General features: G+C 59.3%; 13 protein-coding genes and 1 tRNA gene. 7 read left to right on the plus strand and 7 right to left on the minus strand.

All coding sequences use genetic code 11. The features are described 5' to 3' along the window. Positions 1-73: 73 nt before the first annotated feature. Positions 74-1,015 (minus strand): carbohydrate kinase family protein, encoded by a 942-nt coding sequence (locus PYK22_RS14260; protein ID WP_041978311.1) that lies wholly within the window; start codon positions 1,013-1,015, stop codon positions 74-76. Between the two features lie 68 nt (positions 1,016-1,083). On the opposite strand from PYK22_RS14260, the gene uvrC reads away from it, so the two are divergent. Then, entirely contained in the window at positions 1,084-2,928 is a 1,845-nt protein-coding gene (gene uvrC, locus PYK22_RS14265; protein ID WP_041978313.1) for an excinuclease ABC subunit UvrC, read from the plus strand. A 30-nt stretch (positions 2,929-2,958) separates the two neighbouring features. Next, positions 2,959-3,921 carry an MBL fold metallo-hydrolase gene (locus tag PYK22_RS14270; protein WP_041978316.1) on the plus strand — a complete coding sequence of 321 codons (963 nt, stop codon included), beginning with the start codon at positions 2,959-2,961 and terminating at the stop codon, positions 3,919-3,921. 11 nt (positions 3,922-3,932) lie between these two features. Here the strand turns inward: PYK22_RS14270 and PYK22_RS14275 are convergent, their stop codons facing one another. After that, the gene (locus tag PYK22_RS14275) at positions 3,933-4,550 is read right to left on the minus strand and encodes a class I SAM-dependent methyltransferase (protein WP_211197721.1); all 618 of its coding nucleotides are present in this window, start codon (positions 4,548-4,550) and stop codon (positions 3,933-3,935) included. 193 nt (positions 4,551-4,743) lie between these two features. Between PYK22_RS14275 and PYK22_RS16980 the strand changes: the two genes are divergently transcribed. After that, positions 4,744-5,592, plus strand: coding sequence for a PDZ domain-containing protein (locus PYK22_RS16980; protein WP_060635705.1), 849 nt, complete (start codon positions 4,744-4,746; stop codon positions 5,590-5,592). A gap of 5 nt (positions 5,593-5,597) precedes the next feature. On the opposite strand, the gene PYK22_RS14285 is transcribed toward PYK22_RS16980, so the two are convergent. Continuing rightward, positions 5,598-7,442: a hypothetical protein gene (locus PYK22_RS14285; RefSeq protein ID WP_162199864.1), complete on the minus strand. Its 1,845-nt coding sequence runs from the start codon at positions 7,440-7,442 to the stop codon at positions 5,598-5,600. Between the two features lie 208 nt (positions 7,443-7,650). On the opposite strand from PYK22_RS14285, the gene PYK22_RS14290 reads away from it, so the two are divergent. Then, positions 7,651-9,735 (plus strand): S46 family peptidase, encoded by a 2,085-nt coding sequence (locus PYK22_RS14290; RefSeq protein ID WP_041978320.1) that lies wholly within the window; start codon positions 7,651-7,653, stop codon positions 9,733-9,735. Between the two features lie 763 nt (positions 9,736-10,498). Next, positions 10,499-10,574: transfer RNA gene (locus PYK22_RS14295), tRNA-Lys, on the plus strand. Between the two features lie 536 nt (positions 10,575-11,110). Here PYK22_RS14295 and PYK22_RS17670 read toward each other — a convergent pair. After that, positions 11,111-11,308, minus strand: a complete 198-nt coding sequence (locus PYK22_RS17670) for a hypothetical protein (RefSeq protein ID WP_157770902.1) — start codon at positions 11,306-11,308, stop codon at positions 11,111-11,113. Between the two features lie 156 nt (positions 11,309-11,464). Continuing rightward, positions 11,465-11,629: a hypothetical protein gene (locus tag PYK22_RS17675; RefSeq protein ID WP_157770903.1), complete on the minus strand. Its 165-nt coding sequence runs from the start codon at positions 11,627-11,629 to the stop codon at positions 11,465-11,467. Positions 11,630-12,036: 407 nt separating this feature from the next. Here PYK22_RS17675 and PYK22_RS14310 point away from each other — a divergent pair, with 407 nt between their 5' ends. Together PYK22_RS14310 and PYK22_RS14315 are read left to right on the plus strand one after the other, a co-directional pair. Further along, the gene (locus tag PYK22_RS14310; protein WP_162199865.1) at positions 12,037-13,206 is read left to right on the plus strand and encodes a glycosyltransferase; all 1,170 of its coding nucleotides are present in this window, start codon (positions 12,037-12,039) and stop codon (positions 13,204-13,206) included. 13 nt (positions 13,207-13,219) lie between these two features. Continuing rightward, positions 13,220-14,320, plus strand: coding sequence for an asparaginase (locus tag PYK22_RS14315; RefSeq protein WP_041978326.1), 1,101 nt, complete (start codon positions 13,220-13,222; stop codon positions 14,318-14,320). 463 nt (positions 14,321-14,783) lie between these two features. Here PYK22_RS14315 and PYK22_RS14325 read toward each other — a convergent pair whose 3' ends face one another. Together PYK22_RS14325 and PYK22_RS14330 are read right to left on the minus strand one after the other, a co-directional pair. Then, positions 14,784-15,923 carry a DUF6599 family protein gene (locus PYK22_RS14325; protein WP_157770905.1) on the minus strand — a complete coding sequence of 380 codons (1,140 nt, stop codon included), beginning with the start codon at positions 15,921-15,923 and terminating at the stop codon, positions 14,784-14,786. A 310-nt stretch (positions 15,924-16,233) separates the two neighbouring features. Next, positions 16,234-16,809, minus strand: coding sequence for a PH domain-containing protein (locus PYK22_RS14330; protein ID WP_041978332.1), 576 nt, complete (start codon positions 16,807-16,809; stop codon positions 16,234-16,236). Positions 16,810-16,852: the final 43 nt, after the last annotated feature.

Raw genomic sequence — 16,852 nt, forward strand, 5'->3', positions numbered from 1 at the left:
CAGCGCTGTTGGTCAATGGGCCACTCTTTAGATGAAGTTCGAGATGAATCGAATGGCGCGCTGGCCGAATCATTCAGCCGAGCGATTGAAGATAAGCGTAAAGCTCTTCGCGCGTCGGGAGAGCCTTGCGCGCGCCGAGAGCGCGACACTTGAGCGCGGCGACGGCGCAACCCATCTTCAAGCATGTTTCGAGTTCCTCTCCTTGCAGGAGGCCGTAGAGGAATCCGGTGTGAAAGGCGTCGCCTGCGCCGGTCGTGTCGCGGCAACCGCCGGGCACAGGCAGCGCCGTCGTTTCGATGAACAGCCCTTCGTGGTAGAGCAACGCGCCGCGCGTCCCGCGCGTCATGCCGACCACAGCGCAACCGTACCGCGCCTTGATCTCCATCAAGGCGGCGCGTTCGTCGGTCAACCCCGTAAGTCGGCGCGGGAACTCCGCCGACGAGATGAGGACATCGATCAGCGGCAGAAGTTGCGGCAGCCCATCATAGATGTTGTCTATATCGGCGGAGACGATGGTCCCGGCGCGGCGGGCTTCACGAGCCACCTGCGCACAGGCGGGCGGGTCGTGGGCATCCAGATGCAGTATCCGCCCGCGTTCGGCGAATCCGACCGGGGCCTCCCATTCGCTGTAAGCCAAGCGTTCATCGCGATCCCAGAGGATGGTCCGTTCGCCCGTGCGCGCATCGATGATGATGAAGGCGACCTGCGTGCGTGCCCCTTCGACGATCTCGACGAAATCCGTGTTGACGCCTTCATCGACGAGCGATTGCAACCCTTTGCGCCCCTCTTCGTCCGATCCGAAGCGCCCCGCGTAGGCCGTGCGCAACCCCAGGCGGCGCAACCCGACCATGGCCGAAGCCGTCTGCCCGCCAGCGGATTGCGCGTACTCGAGAAAGCGCGTCTTTGTGTCGAACGCCGGATACTGCGGCGCGACGATTAAGTGATCGAAGGCGTTCAACCCGAATCCGACGCAGTCGAACTCCCTCTTTTCGGGCAACTTGAGCGGGAAACGCATCGCGATTCGCTCCGTTCGCTGGAATCCTGTACAATTTCAATCATAAGGCTTGACGACGTGTAAGCGCCATGACCCTCGAAGAGAAACTTCAGCTTCTGCCGACCGAGCCTGGTGTCTACATTTACAAAGACGCCGAGGGGCGCATCATCTACGTCGGCAAGGCGAAAAGTCTACGTCACCGCGTGCGCTCTTATTTTCAATCGAACCGCGCGCTCGACGCGAAGACGCGCGAACTGATTCGCCGCATCGCTGATCTCGAATTCATCGTCACGGATACGGAAGTCGAAGCGCTGGTCCTCGAAGCGAATCTGATCAAGCGTCACAAGCCGCGCTACAACGTTCTGCTCAAAGACGACAAACAGTATCCCCACCTGAAGCTGACGATCAATGAACCTTTCCCGCGCGTCATGATCACGCGGCGCGTAGAGCGCGACGGAGCGCTCTATTTCGGCCCTTTCCTGCCGGCCAGTCTGGCGCGCCGGACGATCGATCTCATCAATCGCACGTTCCAGCTTCGCACATGCGACATCGAGATCGATGGGAGACTGCCACGCCCATGTCTCGAATATCACATCAAACGGTGCCTCGGCCCGTGCGTTCGAGAGTTATGCTCGCCCGAACAATACAAAGAAGCCGTGCGCGACGTGCGACTGTTTCTCGAAGGGAAGAACAAAGAGCTGGTTGAAGACCTCGAACGGCGCATGTACGCGGCTTCGGATGCGATGAACTTCGAACTGGCGGCCAAATACCGCGACATGCGCAAAACGGTGCTCGCGCTCGCCGAACAGCAGAAGATGGCAACTTCGCCCGACCGTGACGTTGACATCTTCGGCTACCACCGCGAAGGCGCGCGTTTGGCGTTGCAGCTTTTCACCATGCGCGAAGGCAAAGTGGTCGGGCGGCGCGAGTTCTTCTGGGAGGATCTGCCGGAAGAGGGTTTCGATCCGTCGGCCTTCTTGAGCGAAGTGCTGGCCCAGTACTACTCGACCGATTACGTGCCGCGCGAGATCTACGTGCCGATAGATTTCGAGGACCGCGAACTTCTGGAGAAGGCTTTGAGCGAGCGGCGCGGACGGCGCGTCCACATCATCGTCCCGCAACGCGGCGAAAAGCGCGATCTGGTCGAACTCGTCGAAAAGAACGCACGGCTCGCCTTCGAGCAGCGTTTCCGCCTCCTCAAGCCCGACATGCAGCGCGTGCTCGAAGAGCTGCAAGAGGTCCTGGAGTTGCCGCGCTACCCGGCGCGCATCGAGTCGTTTGACGTGTCGAACATCTCGGGCACGGACACCGTGGCAGCGTTGGTGGTGTGCGAAAACGGGCGCATCGACCGCGCCGCCGGCAGACGCTTCCGCATCAAGACGGTCGAAGGCGCGAACGATCCGGCGGCGATGCGCGAAGCGGTCTTCCGCCGTTATCGGCGCCAGTTGGAAGAGCGAAACCCGCTGCCCGATCTCGTCCTGATCGACGGCGGGCGGACGCAGCTTCAAGCGGCGGCGGATGCGATGCGCGAACTCGATCTAGAAGCCATCCCGCTGGTCGGTGTGGTCAAACCTCAGGGTCGCCACAACGAAGTTTCGCATCTTCTGGTGCGCGGGCGCGAGCATGAACCTATCTATCTCGATGCGCACTCGCCGGTCCTTCATCTCATCCAGATGATCCGCGACGAGACGCATCGCGCGGCGGTCGCTTATCATCGCAAGCGGCGCGAACTGCGCGACTTCACCTCGGAGTTGACGGCCATTCCGGGCGTCGGCGAGAAGCGCAAGAACCGACTGCTCCGCCATTTCGGCTCGATCACGCGCATCGCGCAAGCGAGCGTCGAGGAGCTTAAGCCGTTTGTCGGACGCGCCACCGCCGAAGAGATCGTCGCCCACTTCGCCCGCCAACGCGAAGCGGCGCAGGCCGGAGAGTGACCGAAGATTCCTCGGCGAGAGCCCGAATTTATGCGCATACATCCGATCACATTACCGACGCCTTTCGAGATTGGACCGGTCAACGTCTATCTCATCCTGGACGATCCCGTGACCTTGATCGACACGGGACCGAAGACGCCCGAAGCGCTCGAGGCTTTGCGCGAGGGTTTGCGTCGAGCCGGAGTGCGCCTCTTGGACATCGAGCGGATCGTACTCACGCATACGCACGAGGACCATTGCGGATTGGCGCGCAGGTTGCTCGATGAGGCGCCTGACGCGGAGGTTCACGTTCATTTATGGGAGGCGGGCCATCTGGCGTCGCGTTTAGCTTATGAGGAATACCGCGCGCTGCTGTTGCGTGCGGGCGTGCCAACGGATGCGGTCGAGGCGATGCGTGGGCTTTATGATGGTATGCGCCGTTACACCGATCCGCTCGAGCCGGGCCAGTGCCGTGAGCTTTTAGATGAGCAAGAGCTAGAGTTCGCCTCCGGCTCGCTGCGCGTCATTCACACGCCGGGGCATACGCCCGGTTCGTGTTCGTTCTTGCGTGAAGCGGATCGCACCGTCATCGCCGGCGATTGCGTTTTGAAGCGCATCACCCCTAATCCCATCCTCGCGCCCGATCCCATCGACCGCTCGCGTCGTTTCCGTTCGCTCGAAGAGTATCTGGTGAGCTTGGCGCGGTTGCGCAGTTTCGCGCCGACGCTCGTTTATGGCGGGCATGGTGAGCCGATCAACGATTACGAGGAGCTTTTCAACCGCTACCTGCGCCAGTTACGCGAGCGCCAAAAGGAATTGTTGCGGCTCATACCGAAACGGGGCGCGACCGCGTGGGAGCTTTCATTCGCGCTCTTCCCTGATGTCGGCGAAGCTCAACGTTTCCTCGCCCTATCGGAGACGATCGCCCATCTGGATCTCGCCTCTGCCGAAGGGAAATTGGCCGTCGAGATGAGCGATGGGCGCGAGATCTACGTCCGAAGTGCGGTCGTTTGAATCGATAGCCATCAAGGTGCGCTCTCATCATGCGCTGGGGACTTTTGCCGTTGATCCTTGATCACTTCGAATTCGAAGTGGAGCGTTTTGCCGCGAATGATGAAACTCAAGTAGGCCTCCCAGAAGCGGCGAATGAAGCGCAGCGAAGGAAAGCGATTGGGGCTATTGATGAGAAGTTCGAAACCGAGCAGGCGCCAGAATCTGAGCAATGTGATGCGAATCACGCGCGTCCGCAGCGTGATGTCGCTGTAGAAGGCGAACTCCGGTTTCTTCTTCTCCGAAAAGTATGAGAAGGATTCGCTCGTCAAATGATGGCGATGAGTCGGGTCGCAGAAAGAGGCAACGTCCGTGTAATGCGGCGTTTCGAGGATGATGCGCGCGCCCGGTTTCGCTATCCGATAAAGTTCCGCCATCACGGCAGGGATGTCCGCGAGATGCTCGATCACTTGATTGCCGATGATCAGATCGAACTCATTGTCAGGAAAAGGGTAAGGGAATTGATTGAGGTCATGAATGACGTCAGCATCCGTCTTCGGATTGATGTCGATCCCGATCGCGCCCGGCGTCTTATGCTTGCCGCAACCGAGATCGAGGATCTTCAACGAGCGCGCCGCCTGTCGATCGCTCAAGGATCTTCTCCCCTCGTCCCGTGAATTCGCCGCCATTTGTAATACAACATCGGGGCGCTTTTTTGAAGGGCCAGCAGTCAACGCGCGGGCTTTCGCCCGACATCAAACTAATTCTGGAACGGCACTCCCTCTAACTGCGTGTAGTAATCTAGCGACGGATCACTTCTTTGCTTGTCCTGAGGAGGATCAAACGATGAGGCGGAAAGCGTTTGCTCTTCTGGTTTCGATCCTTTTCCCGATGGCTGTTAGGGCCCAGCAGGTTGGACCCGAAGTGGCGATCACCATCGGCGGCAACTATCTCGGCGTGTTCACAAAAGACATCACGCGAGATGAGATGGGGCGCTATGGGTTGAATGAGCCGCGCGGCGTCCGCGTCACTGAGGTCATCAAAGGAAGCCCCGCCGATAAAGCCGGGCTGCGCGAAGGGGACGTGATCTTACGTTACGACGGCGAAGTGGTGACCAACACGCGCAAGCTGACGCGCCTGATCCAGGAATCGCCCGCCGAACATCAGGCGCGGTTAACCATTTTGCGTGAGGGCAAAGAGCAAGAGATCGTCGTCACTTTGGGCGAACGGCGCGGGTTACAGGATTTGACGGGTGAGATGGCGCGCTTGCGAAACGCGATCGTCAGCATCGGCGCGACCCGTCGTTTGGGCATCAGCACGGAGAGTTTGACTAAACAGTTGGCCGATTACTTCGGCGTCGCTGAAGGTCAAGGTGTGCTCGTCACTTCGGTCGAACCCGGCAGCCCGGCGGATCGCGCTGGACTCAAGGCCGGCGACGTCATCGTCGAAGTCGATGGCGAGAAGGTGGGAAACGCCGCATCTCTTACACGCGCGATCAACCGCAAGGCTGATGGCGAGGTGACGCTTACGATCGTCCGCAACAAACAACGGCTGACGATCAAAGCCACGCCAGAGCGAAGAGGCGGGTTTGACTTCGATCGCGCGTTCACCTTCCGCTGGCCGGTCGAACTCTACTGGCCCAACATCCGTTTGTCTTCGCCCGCGTTCGAGTTTGTGGCGCCCGAACTTCGATGAGCGCATCAGCGCTGCGGCGTTGTGCCCCTCTTCTTCGCCAACAGATTGGCTTTGGCCGTGAGGGCTTCTTGATAAGCGCCGCCGACGACTTGGCCCACTTTGATCGCGGCGTCGAATTCGCGTAGGGCTTCGTCATCGCGTTCGAAGAAGGCGAGGATGCGCCCCATCGCCGTATGGGCCCGCGAGAGCAGGGCGCCGTCTCTTTCAGGCGAGGCATGTTCGATCGAGGCGCGATAGTTCGCCAGCGCGCGATTGAGCCGTTCGGCGAGCGCCTCGTCATCTGTCGTGTCTTCCGCCGCGAGGCTCGCCGCTTGCGCGAGCGCGAAATAGATCCGCGGCTCGCTCGGATGCTCTTTGAGCATCTCTTTCAATCGAGCTTCAGCCGCGACGTAATTGCGCAGGCGCAGCAGCTCATCCACCTCGGCGAGATCCTTGATCAAGGATGCGCGGCGCGCATCTTCGGCTACCTCGCTTGCGCGCGCCGTTTCGACGCGACGTGAGGCGACGCGCTCGCGCGCGGCGCGGTATTCGGCAGGACGCCGCATCTCTCGCGTTGCGTCGAAAGAGGCGATCATGTCGGAGAAGAAGTTGGCGATATCGAAGCCGGAACCTTCCAGATCGCGCAGCTTTTCGGCGAAGTAGAAGTCGAGAACCGCCCCGCGCTCATAAGCTTCGGCCAGTTGCGCCGTCGTCTCATCGGCGATCGCTGCGCGCAATTTGTCGGCTTCTTCTCGGATCCTCTGTTGCTCAGCGGGCGTCGAAGCGCGTTTGTAACGCGCGCTCATCTCCTGCTGCAAGGCGAAGAGCTTGATCATCTCGTCGATGCGCGCGTCGGCGGCGATGACCAACGAGCGCGCGACGGCGAAAAAGAGATCGGGCGCTTTGCTCTCTTTCGCATTCGGGCGCGAGTCTATGATCTGCTTGATGGCCTCGCGCCGCGCCGCGATGTCACGACCGAAGCGGACAATCAAGGGGTCGAGCACGTACTGCAAGTAAGCGCGCCGCAATTCTGACAGGAGCGGATTGATGTTGTAAGGGATGATCGCGTAATAATCGTCGCCGATGATGCGGAAGTTGATCGTCTCCGGAGCGGCCAATAGATCCGGGATGACGTGAAACGTGCGCCGGCGCACGCGCGTGGTAAAAGCTGGTCCAGCCTTCTTGCCCTTGTTCTGCATAGATTGGTCGGTTTCCGGGACGCGCTCGATGACTTCGGTCACCGGGCGCGTGTGAAGGTAGGAGAGGACGAGGCGGACCATCTCAGCCGTCGGCGCGCGCAATCGCTCGGCGGCCACGCGATATGTGCGAAGGTAGTTCGGCAGATTCTCTTCCAGCCCCGATCTTCTGTAGAACTGGCGAAGCAGCGGCGCGAAATCGAGCAGTTCAACGACCTCGGCGGGAAGATCGTCCGTCTTCGCGGGAGCCTCGAAATCGGGTGGTCCACCGAGAGCCAGCGCCAGCGAGACATAGCGTGCAGCTTGCTCAGCCGGGGTCGCTGGTGCGGGAAGCTTGTGGCGTTCGTAGAATCCACGCAAGCGCGCGCGTAGCTCCGCATCGAGGTTGACCAGATCGCGGCGCACCGCAGCGCGAAAGGCCGACGGCGCCCCGGGTTCAGGATCGAATCCGGCGGCCTCGAGCGCTACCATCATGGCGATCAATCGGGCATCAGGTTCGATCACCACGCCGTACTCGGCCAGATCAAAGGTTTCTGCGCGCCCCTGCTCTGTGCGCCCTTGCGTCTTCGAGGTGGCTTGAGTAGTTTGCGCGCGCGCTGCAACAGACCAAAATAGAGATGCCGCGCAGAGAAGGTTGATGAACGGTTTCATAGAAGTGACGACTCTCGAATTCATGTTCTCTCATCCTAAAGGATGCCACATTCGGGCCGTGGGATACCACTCTGTGAGGGCGAGGCTTGAGCCGTTGCCATGTAGAAGTCGCTCGACATCATCGAACAGATCAGCCTATCGCAGATCAAAGCTTGGTTTGTCTTCTCGAAACTGTGCTATTCTAGCCTCGCTCCCCGAAAGATTCAGAGACCTTCTTCGATCGAGGGGAAAAATGAGATCACAAAGGGCTTGGTCCTTATTTCTCATCGCACTTATTTGGCTGTCGAGCCTTTCGCCGGTCATCCATGCCGACGAAGGCATGTGGCCGTTCAACAACGTGCCAAAGGCTGAGATCAAACGGCGCTACGGTTTTGAAGTAACCGATGCTTGGTTGCGCAAAGTGCAACTCGCCTCCGTTCGTTTCAATAATGGCGGGTCGGGATCTTTCGTCTCGCCCGACGGGTTGGTGTTGACCAATCATCATATCGCTTCCGATACGTTGGCGAAGTTGAGCACGCCCGAGCGCGATCTGGTGAAGCAAGGGTTCTATGCGCGGACGCGCGCCGAAGAATTGAGGGCGCCTGATCTCGAACTCAACGTGCTGGTGGATATCGAAGACGTGACGGATCGAGTCAACGCCGCCGTCAAGCCGGGCATGTCTCCGGCGGAAGCGAACGCCGCGCGTCGAGCGGCGATAGCCGCGATCGAAAAAGAGTCTTTGGAGAAGACCGGCTTGCGCAGCGACGTCGTGACGCTCTACCAAGGCGGGCAGTACAACCTTTACCGTTACAAGCGGTACACAGACGTGCGTTTGGTCTTCGCGCCCGAATTCCAGATCGCCTTCTTCGGCGGCGATCCGGATAACTTCACGTATCCGCGCTACTGTCTCGATATGGCCCTCTTTCGCGTCTACGAAAACGGGCAGCCGGCACATGTCGAAAACTACCTGAAGTGGTCGCCCGCCGGAGCGCGCGATGGCGAACTCGTCTTCGTCTCGGGACATCCGGGTTCAACGCAAAGGCTGAATACGGTGGCCCACCTCGAGTACTTGCGCGACTTCGGTTTGCCGTTGCTAATTCGCTGGCTCGAGGTGACGCGCGCAGCCCTGCTCGAGTACAGTCGCAAAGGTGAGGAGCAAGCGCGGCGCGCGCAAGAGGATCTGTTCGGCGTGGAGAACAGTTTGAAGGCGCTACGCGGACAGCTCGAGGGCTTGAAGGATCCTAAGATCATCGCGCGCAAGAGAGAGGCCGAAGCGGCGTTGCGCGCTTTCGTCGCCGCCGATGCCCGTCGGCAGCGTGAGTATGGAGATGCATGGGACGCGATCGCGCGCGCGCGCGCCAGTCTAGCTTCGTACGAACGCGAGCGCCGTTTCCTCGAAGGCGGCTGGGGATTCAACTCTAGACTCTTCGACATCGCGCGCACGCTCGTCCGTTTGGCAGAAGAGAACGAAAAGCCCGACGCCGAACGCTTGCCTGAATACACGACGGCGAGGCGCGAATCGCTTGAACTGCAATTGTACTCACCCGCTCCGATCTACGACGACTTTGAACAGATCAAGCTGGCGGCTTCGCTCCGCTTCATGCGCGACGAGCTCGGAGCGGCGAATCCGGTGGTCCAGAAAGTGTTGGCCGGAAAGACGCCCGAGGAACGCGCCGCCGAGTTGGTGAGCGGCACGAAGCTCAAAGACGTTGCCTATCGCAAGCAGCTTGCGGCGGGCGGCAGTCGGGCTATCGAAGAATCAAAGGATCCGATGATCGAGCTGGCCCGCGCCGTCGATGCCGAAGCGCGCGCCGTGCGCAAACGTTATGAAGATGAAGTGGTAGGCGTCGAACGAGAAGCTTACGCGAAGATCGCCCGCGCCCTCTTCGAGAAAGAGGGGACAAAGATCTATCCAGATGCGACCTTCACTCTTCGCCTGTCATACGGCGCGGTCAGGGGCTACATGGAGAATGGTAAGTTCATCCCGCCATTCACCTTTTTCGCTGGGCTGTACGAACGCGCGGCGCAGCACGGCAACAAAACGCCGTATCAACTGCCACCGCGGTGGAGCGAACGCAAAGCGGCGCTCAATCTTCGCACGCCGTTCAACTTCGTCTCGACCAACGACATCATCGGCGGAAATTCCGGCTCGCCCGTGATCAACCGCAACGCCGAGTTGGTCGGCTTGATCTTCGATGGCAACATTCAGTCGCTGGTCGGAAATTTCGTTTACGACGACACACAAAACCGCGCTATCGCCGTCGATGTGCGCGGCATGATCGAAGCGTTGCGCAAAATTTACGGAGCCGAAGAGCTGGTCCAAGAGCTCTTGCGCTAGAGCATCCTTACAGGGATCTCTCTAGTCATGGGTCTGCGCTTGGCGATAGATGTACCGCCGGCGACTTGCATCCTTACAGTGCGCTCTCCAATAATCTCCGGTGAAGGGCGAAGCTTGTACGCCATGTCTCTGGAGAGCGAAGCATGTTTAGCGTCAAAAAGCTTAATGCAGGAGCGCTCTCCAATTCATCTTCGGCGATAGATGTATGGGAGCCCCTTCAAGCCCCGATCGAAAGACGCCGTTTGTCAATCGCTCGAACTTTTCTAAACACTGCGGCGGCAACCGGTCATCGCGCTTTCGTCTGATCGCTCGACCCTTTGGCGATCTCACATGTTCAAGCATAGAACGCACGCAGCTTTTGCCCACAGAACGGTGCGAGTAAATGAAACGCCTTCGCGAACGTTCGGATTCGCTATCCTCACTTCCCAAAAGATGGTGACGCGCTCGCTTAATCGGCGTTCGAAGTACATCTAGCGGCGAGGCGATTGGTGAGCTTGCAGTTTGCCCCTTTTTTGGGGGAATTCTCTCTGTTCTAGTACATCCAGCGGCGAGGCGATTTGTGAGCTTGCGGTGCGGTGAAGAGGGGGCAGCCTTCGTAGCCGCCTGGCGATCACACGTGCTGCGAGCTGCAGGGCGATGAGATCAGGCGCAACCTTTCTAACCATGAGCGGAAACCTTTCCGGGAAAACCTCGCGGCGGGGAAGCTTCGTTTCGGGTGTGGGATAACTTGACACTCATCGAAGAGGCTTCGCATAATTTGTATGGGCCGTTAGCTCAGTTGGTAGAGCAGCTGACTCTTAATCAGCGGGTCGCAGGTTCGAGCCCTGCACGGCCCACCAAACTAACCCCACACAGCTTACCCACAAGGCGATTGCTCAACTGCCGCGCCGCGCGTGTTGACTTAAGTTCCGCGCTTCGTTCTCTTCATGGGATCACGTCGGCCAATACCGCGGGTGGCGCACTCGGAACCGTCGCTTTCAAACGGCTGCATCAGATTGCCACAGAGCGTGCAGACCTGCTGCGAAATATGCGAATTAAGTTAATTCCGCCCGCATCCGCGGGGAAACGATGTGCTGACGTGGACTGGCATCAAGTGGGATGATATTCCGCCCGCATCCGCGGGGAAACGATGTGCTGACGTGGACTGGCATCAAGTGGGATGATATTCCGCCCGCATCCGCGGGGAAACGATGTGCTGACGTGGACTGGCATCAAGTGGGATGATATTCCGCCCGCATCCGCGGGGAAGCGATGTGCTGACGTGGACTGGCATCAAGTGGGATGATATTCCGCCCGCATCCGCGGGGAAGCGATGACCGCGAATGCTGCCGCCGCTATATATTCTGCATTCCGCCCGCATCCGCGGGGAAGCGATTCAAAGGCCATGCAGCGCACGATCTCGTCCCCATCGTTGAACGCTGGGGCCAGAGTGGGCAAATAGGTTCAACTGTAAACGGATCAAGCGGACATAATCGTCCATATCGTTGAGCGCTTGGGCCAGAGTGGGCAAAGCCTCTTTCGTCGCGGCGAGCATCTCGGGCGTGGCGACGATCTCCGGAGGACGACCATCCAAACGCTCCGTCAGATCGTCGAATGCGAAAGCGGCGCTGCGTCTTTCGAACGTGCTCTTCTTACGAGCAATCCGGCGAGCGCTCTGATCCCAACCGCCGCGCCCACCAGCACTAAAGCGGCCTGACGGCGAACGATCACATCTCTGCCCGGCGACCACTCACACGGATTCTTCATCGAGCATGCTGGAGACGATCGCTTCGCTCTCCGGCGCAAGTTCTATGGGCAATTGCGCGGCCAACACGCGCGGACGGCAACCCCTTTCCTTCCGTAGAAAATCGTTCAGCAGCGGCACCGCAGGCGGACCGATCTTAAAGAGCTCCATTGCCGCCTGTTCCGCCTCTTCTCTTTCAGCTTTTTGATCAACGCGAGAATGCGCGCCCGATCGCTCGCAACAGGTTCTTGAACCGCCGCCGTGGTGCTGAAGAGCAGCTAGAAAAGAGTAGAAGGCGCGGAGAATCAGCTCATGTTTCCTCATGCCTTTCTGACAGGGCAGTGTTTGTGCCGCACAGAAGAAGCCGTTTCAATCGATCACCGCACACGTCATGGCGCAAGATTTTTTACGCCACCTGATGATGATCGACGATAGTCGATCTCCGGTGCGTTGCGGGAAAAAAGGGGGATAAGTTACCCTTAGCCTTAACGCGCATCGTTCGGTCGAGTTCGGCCCTCACTGTAAGATGCGTCGGAGGATCGTTCGCCGAATTGGGGGAACGTTTAGTGTGGTTAATAGTGGTTGCCGTTATCTCTTGGTTTACGTTATTGGCTTGGATCGCGGCTGCCATTTTGACCTTGCGCGCGCGCAAGGGACAACGGCCTCTCGTCGTGCTCGATGAGATCGATTTGAAACAATCCGATGCGCCGTCGGTCTCCATACTCGTTCCTTGTCGAAACGAAGCGGGGCGCGTCTTGCGGCAGAGCATCGGTTCGATGTTGGCGCAGGATTACGGCAATTTCGAGCTGATCGCCATCGACGATCGTTCGACCGATGAGACGAAGGCCATCCTCTTCGAGCTTGCAGCGCGCGATCCGCGCATGCGCGTCATCGAAGGGGCGGAGGTGCCTGAGGGATGGATCGGCAAGCCGCATGCGTTGCAGCAAGGCTTGCAGGCCGCGCGCGGTGAATGGATATTGGCGACCGATGCCGATATGCTCTATGCGCCCGAAGCGTTGCGCGAAGCCATCGCTCACGCGCGATGCGGTAGTCTCGATGCCTTGAGCTTCATCCCGCGCGTCGATTGCCTTTCGTTCTGGGAGCGCGTCTTCATGCCGGTCTTCGGATGGATTCTGATGGTCATGCTCCCGCTCTATCGCGTCAACGACCCACGCCATGGTGAGGCCATCGCTGCTGGAGGATTCTTCTTGATCAAACGTGAGATTTTGGAGAGGCTCGGCGGCTATAGTGTCGTGCGTAACGAGGTGGCGGAAGACCTGCGTTTGGCGGAAAAGCTGAAGCGTGCAGGGGCGCGCTTTCGCCTCGAATATGCTCCGCATCTTGTGCGCACGCGCATGCAGACGAATTTGCGCGAGATTTGGGAAGGCTTCAGCAAAAATCTGTTCGCCGGAGTCGGCTATCGCCCTGTACAAGGGACGGCAGGTGCGTTTCTAACGTTCCTGTTGGGCATCGCTCCTCCCCTTATCACGCTGACCGCTTTGTTGAAAGGCGATCTACCGGCAGCGATTTGGGTTCCGGCAGCGTTTTCGTGGGCGGTTCAGGTGGCGATCTTCATGGCCGTCGACCTATGGGCGGATGTGCCGATACTCTATGCGCTGACGGCGCCCTTAGGCTTCGCCCTCTTCGGCGCCATTCTGCTCAACTCGACGATAAGGATCACGACGGGCATCGGCGTCACTTGGAGAGGGCGGCGCCTGTACGCCGAGGAAATCCCACCGCGTTATTGATGAATGTTTGCTTATGACGAACGAAAACCATTCCATACCTCCTCCCGCATCGCTCGTTGAGGTGCGGCGCGGTTCGATCACCGAATCGAGACATCGCGGTCACATCATCGCCGTAGATGGCGAAGGGCGCGTCATCGCTCGGATCGGTTCGCCCGAAAGGATCGTCACTTATCTTCGTTCCTCAGCTAAACCGCATCAAGCCATCCCGGTCGTCGCCTCAGGCGCGGCGGAAAGATTTGGCTTTAACGCGCGCGAGATCGCCCTCATGTGCGGTTCTCACAGCGGCGAACAGATTCACGTCGAGGTTGCCGCCGCGATGTTGCGCAAAGTGGGGCTCGATCAAGGCGTCCTCCGCTGCGGCATACATGAGCCATTCAGCCGCGAGGTCGCACAGGAGCTGCGCCGACGTGGCGAACGTCCAAACGTCCTGCAGAACAACTGTTCAGGGAAACATATCGGGATGATCGCGCTCGCCCGCCATCTCGGCGCTTCGGTCGAAGATTACGATCATCCGAGCAATCCGGCGCAGCGTTTGATCGCCAAGGTCATCGAACAGTTCTCCGGCGTGCCGGTCGAAGATATCGCGGTCGGGATCGATGGCTGCGGCGTGCCGGTCTTCGGACTTACCGTGCGCGCCATGGCGCTGATGTACGCGCGACTCGTCGCGCCACCATCCAACTTCGATGCGCGAACGCGCATGGCTTGCGATCGTATCGTAAGCGCGATGCTCACTTACCCTGAGATGATCGGTGGCACGAGTGAACGGTTGGATACGGAGGTGATCCGCGCAAGCAAAGGACGGGTCGTGTCAAAGGTCGGGGCCGAAGGGGTGTACACGGCGGGCGTCCTCCCGTGCGAGAGGTGGCCGCGCGGGCTAGGCATCGCATTGAAGATCGAAGATGGTGAAGATAGACGTGCCCGTCCACCCGTCGTCATCGAGACCTTGCGACAACTCGGATTGCTCGACGAAGAGGCTTTGCGCGCGCTCGCTCCATACTCACGATTCGACGTGCGCAATCATCGCGGTGAAGTGGTCGGCGAGATACGCCCTTCCTTTGAGCTTGAACTTCTGAGGCATAGACCTCGCGAAGCCGACGGAAGCGAACTATTATGATTCAAAAGTGTACGCTTCAGGAGTACAGAAGGAGTACAAAAACAGGCGAGTTGAATCGATCGGATCGTCAAACGAGGGATCGAATCGCGCGCCGAAAGCCGGCAATTATGCATCGGAGCGCCGAGCCGAGCGCGAGTTCAAGGATTTCGTGATGCACTGGCACGCTCTTTGCCCGACGGTAGGGTGACCAAACGACCGAAGGGGGAACAAAGGGTCATCGGGTCAGGCTCGGAGACGATACCGGTTTGAGTGAGGTGTGATTCACCCCACTCAAACCGGGAGAGCAGAAAGCCAGAACAAGGGGAATTGGCGAGACGCTCTCGCTAGTCAAAGAGCACTCATAAATAACGCCGGCGGCGGGGAGCCAAGGTTAGGGGGAGCCTTGAGCCCAGCTCGTCGGCGTTCTCTTTTTGGCAACCAAAATTGCGTTAACGGCACAGCGCCCTCTCCCCTTTGAGCTCGGCTATTTCGCCGGGCCCAACAATCGCGTCGGATCGGTTTGCGCCGTCAGCTCATCTATGTTGAGTCTGACCATGTCGCCCGCGTCCGTATAATTCTTGAACTTCGCGGCACGCGCGCGGCGGCGGAAGAAGACGACCCCGCCCAGAACGCTCCCGATCGACAGGCAGAGGATCAGAGCCAGTCCAGTCACCTTGAGGGTCGTGACGACGACGCTCGCCGTCATACGGTTATAGGCGCGTTCCCAGCGTTCCCAAGCGCGCGGGTTCGGCCCGAGCCACCGGACCACCTGCTCATAACGGATCGCATCGGCCAGCCGACGCGCGAATCCCTCATCGGGCGCGTCAAAGACGAAGACGGCGTAGTTGCCGATGCGACGGTAAAGCGATGGGAGCGGAGCGCCGATTGCGCGCAGATTCTTCAGATGTTCGATGATGCGCCGGTCGTTATCGGCAGCAAATTGCGGCGTGGTATGCTCGACGATGACGAGTCGCGCTGGACCATACGAAGCGGTGATCGCTTCCGTGCCCCCATCGAACGAAAGCGCCTCGAGCGCCGGGCGATGGCCCGCTGCGGCTTGCAACTCTCCGAGAGAGAGTGTGAAGACTGCGCGATTCTGCGCGCTCTCCCAATCGGGCAGATGGCGCACGAGCGGTGGGATGTCGCCTTCGCCACGATCGAGCTTTTCGGCGAGACCGCGCGCCAAAGAGCGAAGCGCTTCCGGTGTGCCGAGCTTCGCTTTCGAGACCAAGACGAAACACGTGCCTTTGAAGAAGGCGACCTCCGACGGCGTCATGACCCCCCAAGTCCCTATCTGATCCGATCCGACGACCGCCTCGCGCTGACGCAAGCGATCGGCGACCGAGGTCAAAAGGGCGTAGGCTGCCGGTTCGGTTCGTAGCCGCACGAGCGTGACGGAATACGGCGCACGCGCTTGATCGAGGTAGATCCGCTTGACGGTATCGAGAACTGGAAACTCTGCCAACGGGTAATCCTCGAACGCGCCGCCGCGAGGCGAACCAGCGGCCTGGAACTCGCCGATGCGGTCAGGTAAGAAATTCGCCGCTTCTCCCGCCCCGCTGACCGGAAGAGAGAGGAGGAGAGCGCAGATGATGAACGAAGGAACGCGCAAATGAAATGTCATGGCCGACAAGATGATCAACCTTCGGAAAGATCTATCGCCCCGTAGCTTCCCTACGATGAACGAAGAAGATTGAATCGTTCGCTCGCTTTCAAGCGAGATGATTGAAGCGACTTGGTTTCGTCCTTATCGACGCAATGATAACACAACCGCGAAAGGGCGCGTATCCGAGATGGAAGTCGCTCTGGCGACAAAGAGCTTAGGTGCCTCGAGCGCCCCCGACCTCGTCTTGTGTGCCGAGCGCGCCACGTTCAACATGCCTCGCAAGAGAGCCTCGAGCGCTCCCGGCTTCGTTTTGCGTCCCGATCCTTGTTCAACGCCAATGGCGTTGCTCGCGCAGAATCATCTCGGCGAGATCGCGCGGGCGCGAGATTTTACGCAAGGCGATGGCACGCGATCTATCTTCCGCGTTCTCGACGATCACATCGCCGATGCCGAGAAGCCATTCGCCGATGCTTTGCGAAATGGTCACTTGACTGATGCTGCGAAGTGGAATAACTCGTCGCCGACGGATGAAAAGCCCTTCGTTGACCTCGATCGCAGAATCGGTCAGTTTGTAAATAGTCATGTTTCGCCGCAGATGGCGCAGCACGACCGGCAACATGACCAATACAGAAGTCAAAAGGGCAGCTTTAAAAGGAAGTCCGATATAGGCGAAGGCCGCTGTGATCGCAAGCGCCAAAAGCCCGCTGAAGATATAACCGATGCCGATGGGCAACGCCGCGGGATGGGTGATGAAGATGATCTTCGATTCTGAAGCGGCCAGTTCGCGCGACGCGGAGCGCACGGGAGGATTGGCCCCAATCGCAGCGCCGCAATGGCCGCAGAAACGGGCCTCGTTAAAGATCGCTGACCCGCAACTTTCACAGTAAACCGTGCGCCTTTGCATCTCCAAAGGGACGATAGCAAATTTAGCGGTTGACTGGAAAGAT

It is taken from the genome of Pyrinomonas methylaliphatogenes (assembly GCF_000820845.2).
Taxonomy (GTDB): domain Bacteria; phylum Acidobacteriota; class Blastocatellia; order Pyrinomonadales; family Pyrinomonadaceae; genus Pyrinomonas; species Pyrinomonas methylaliphatogenes.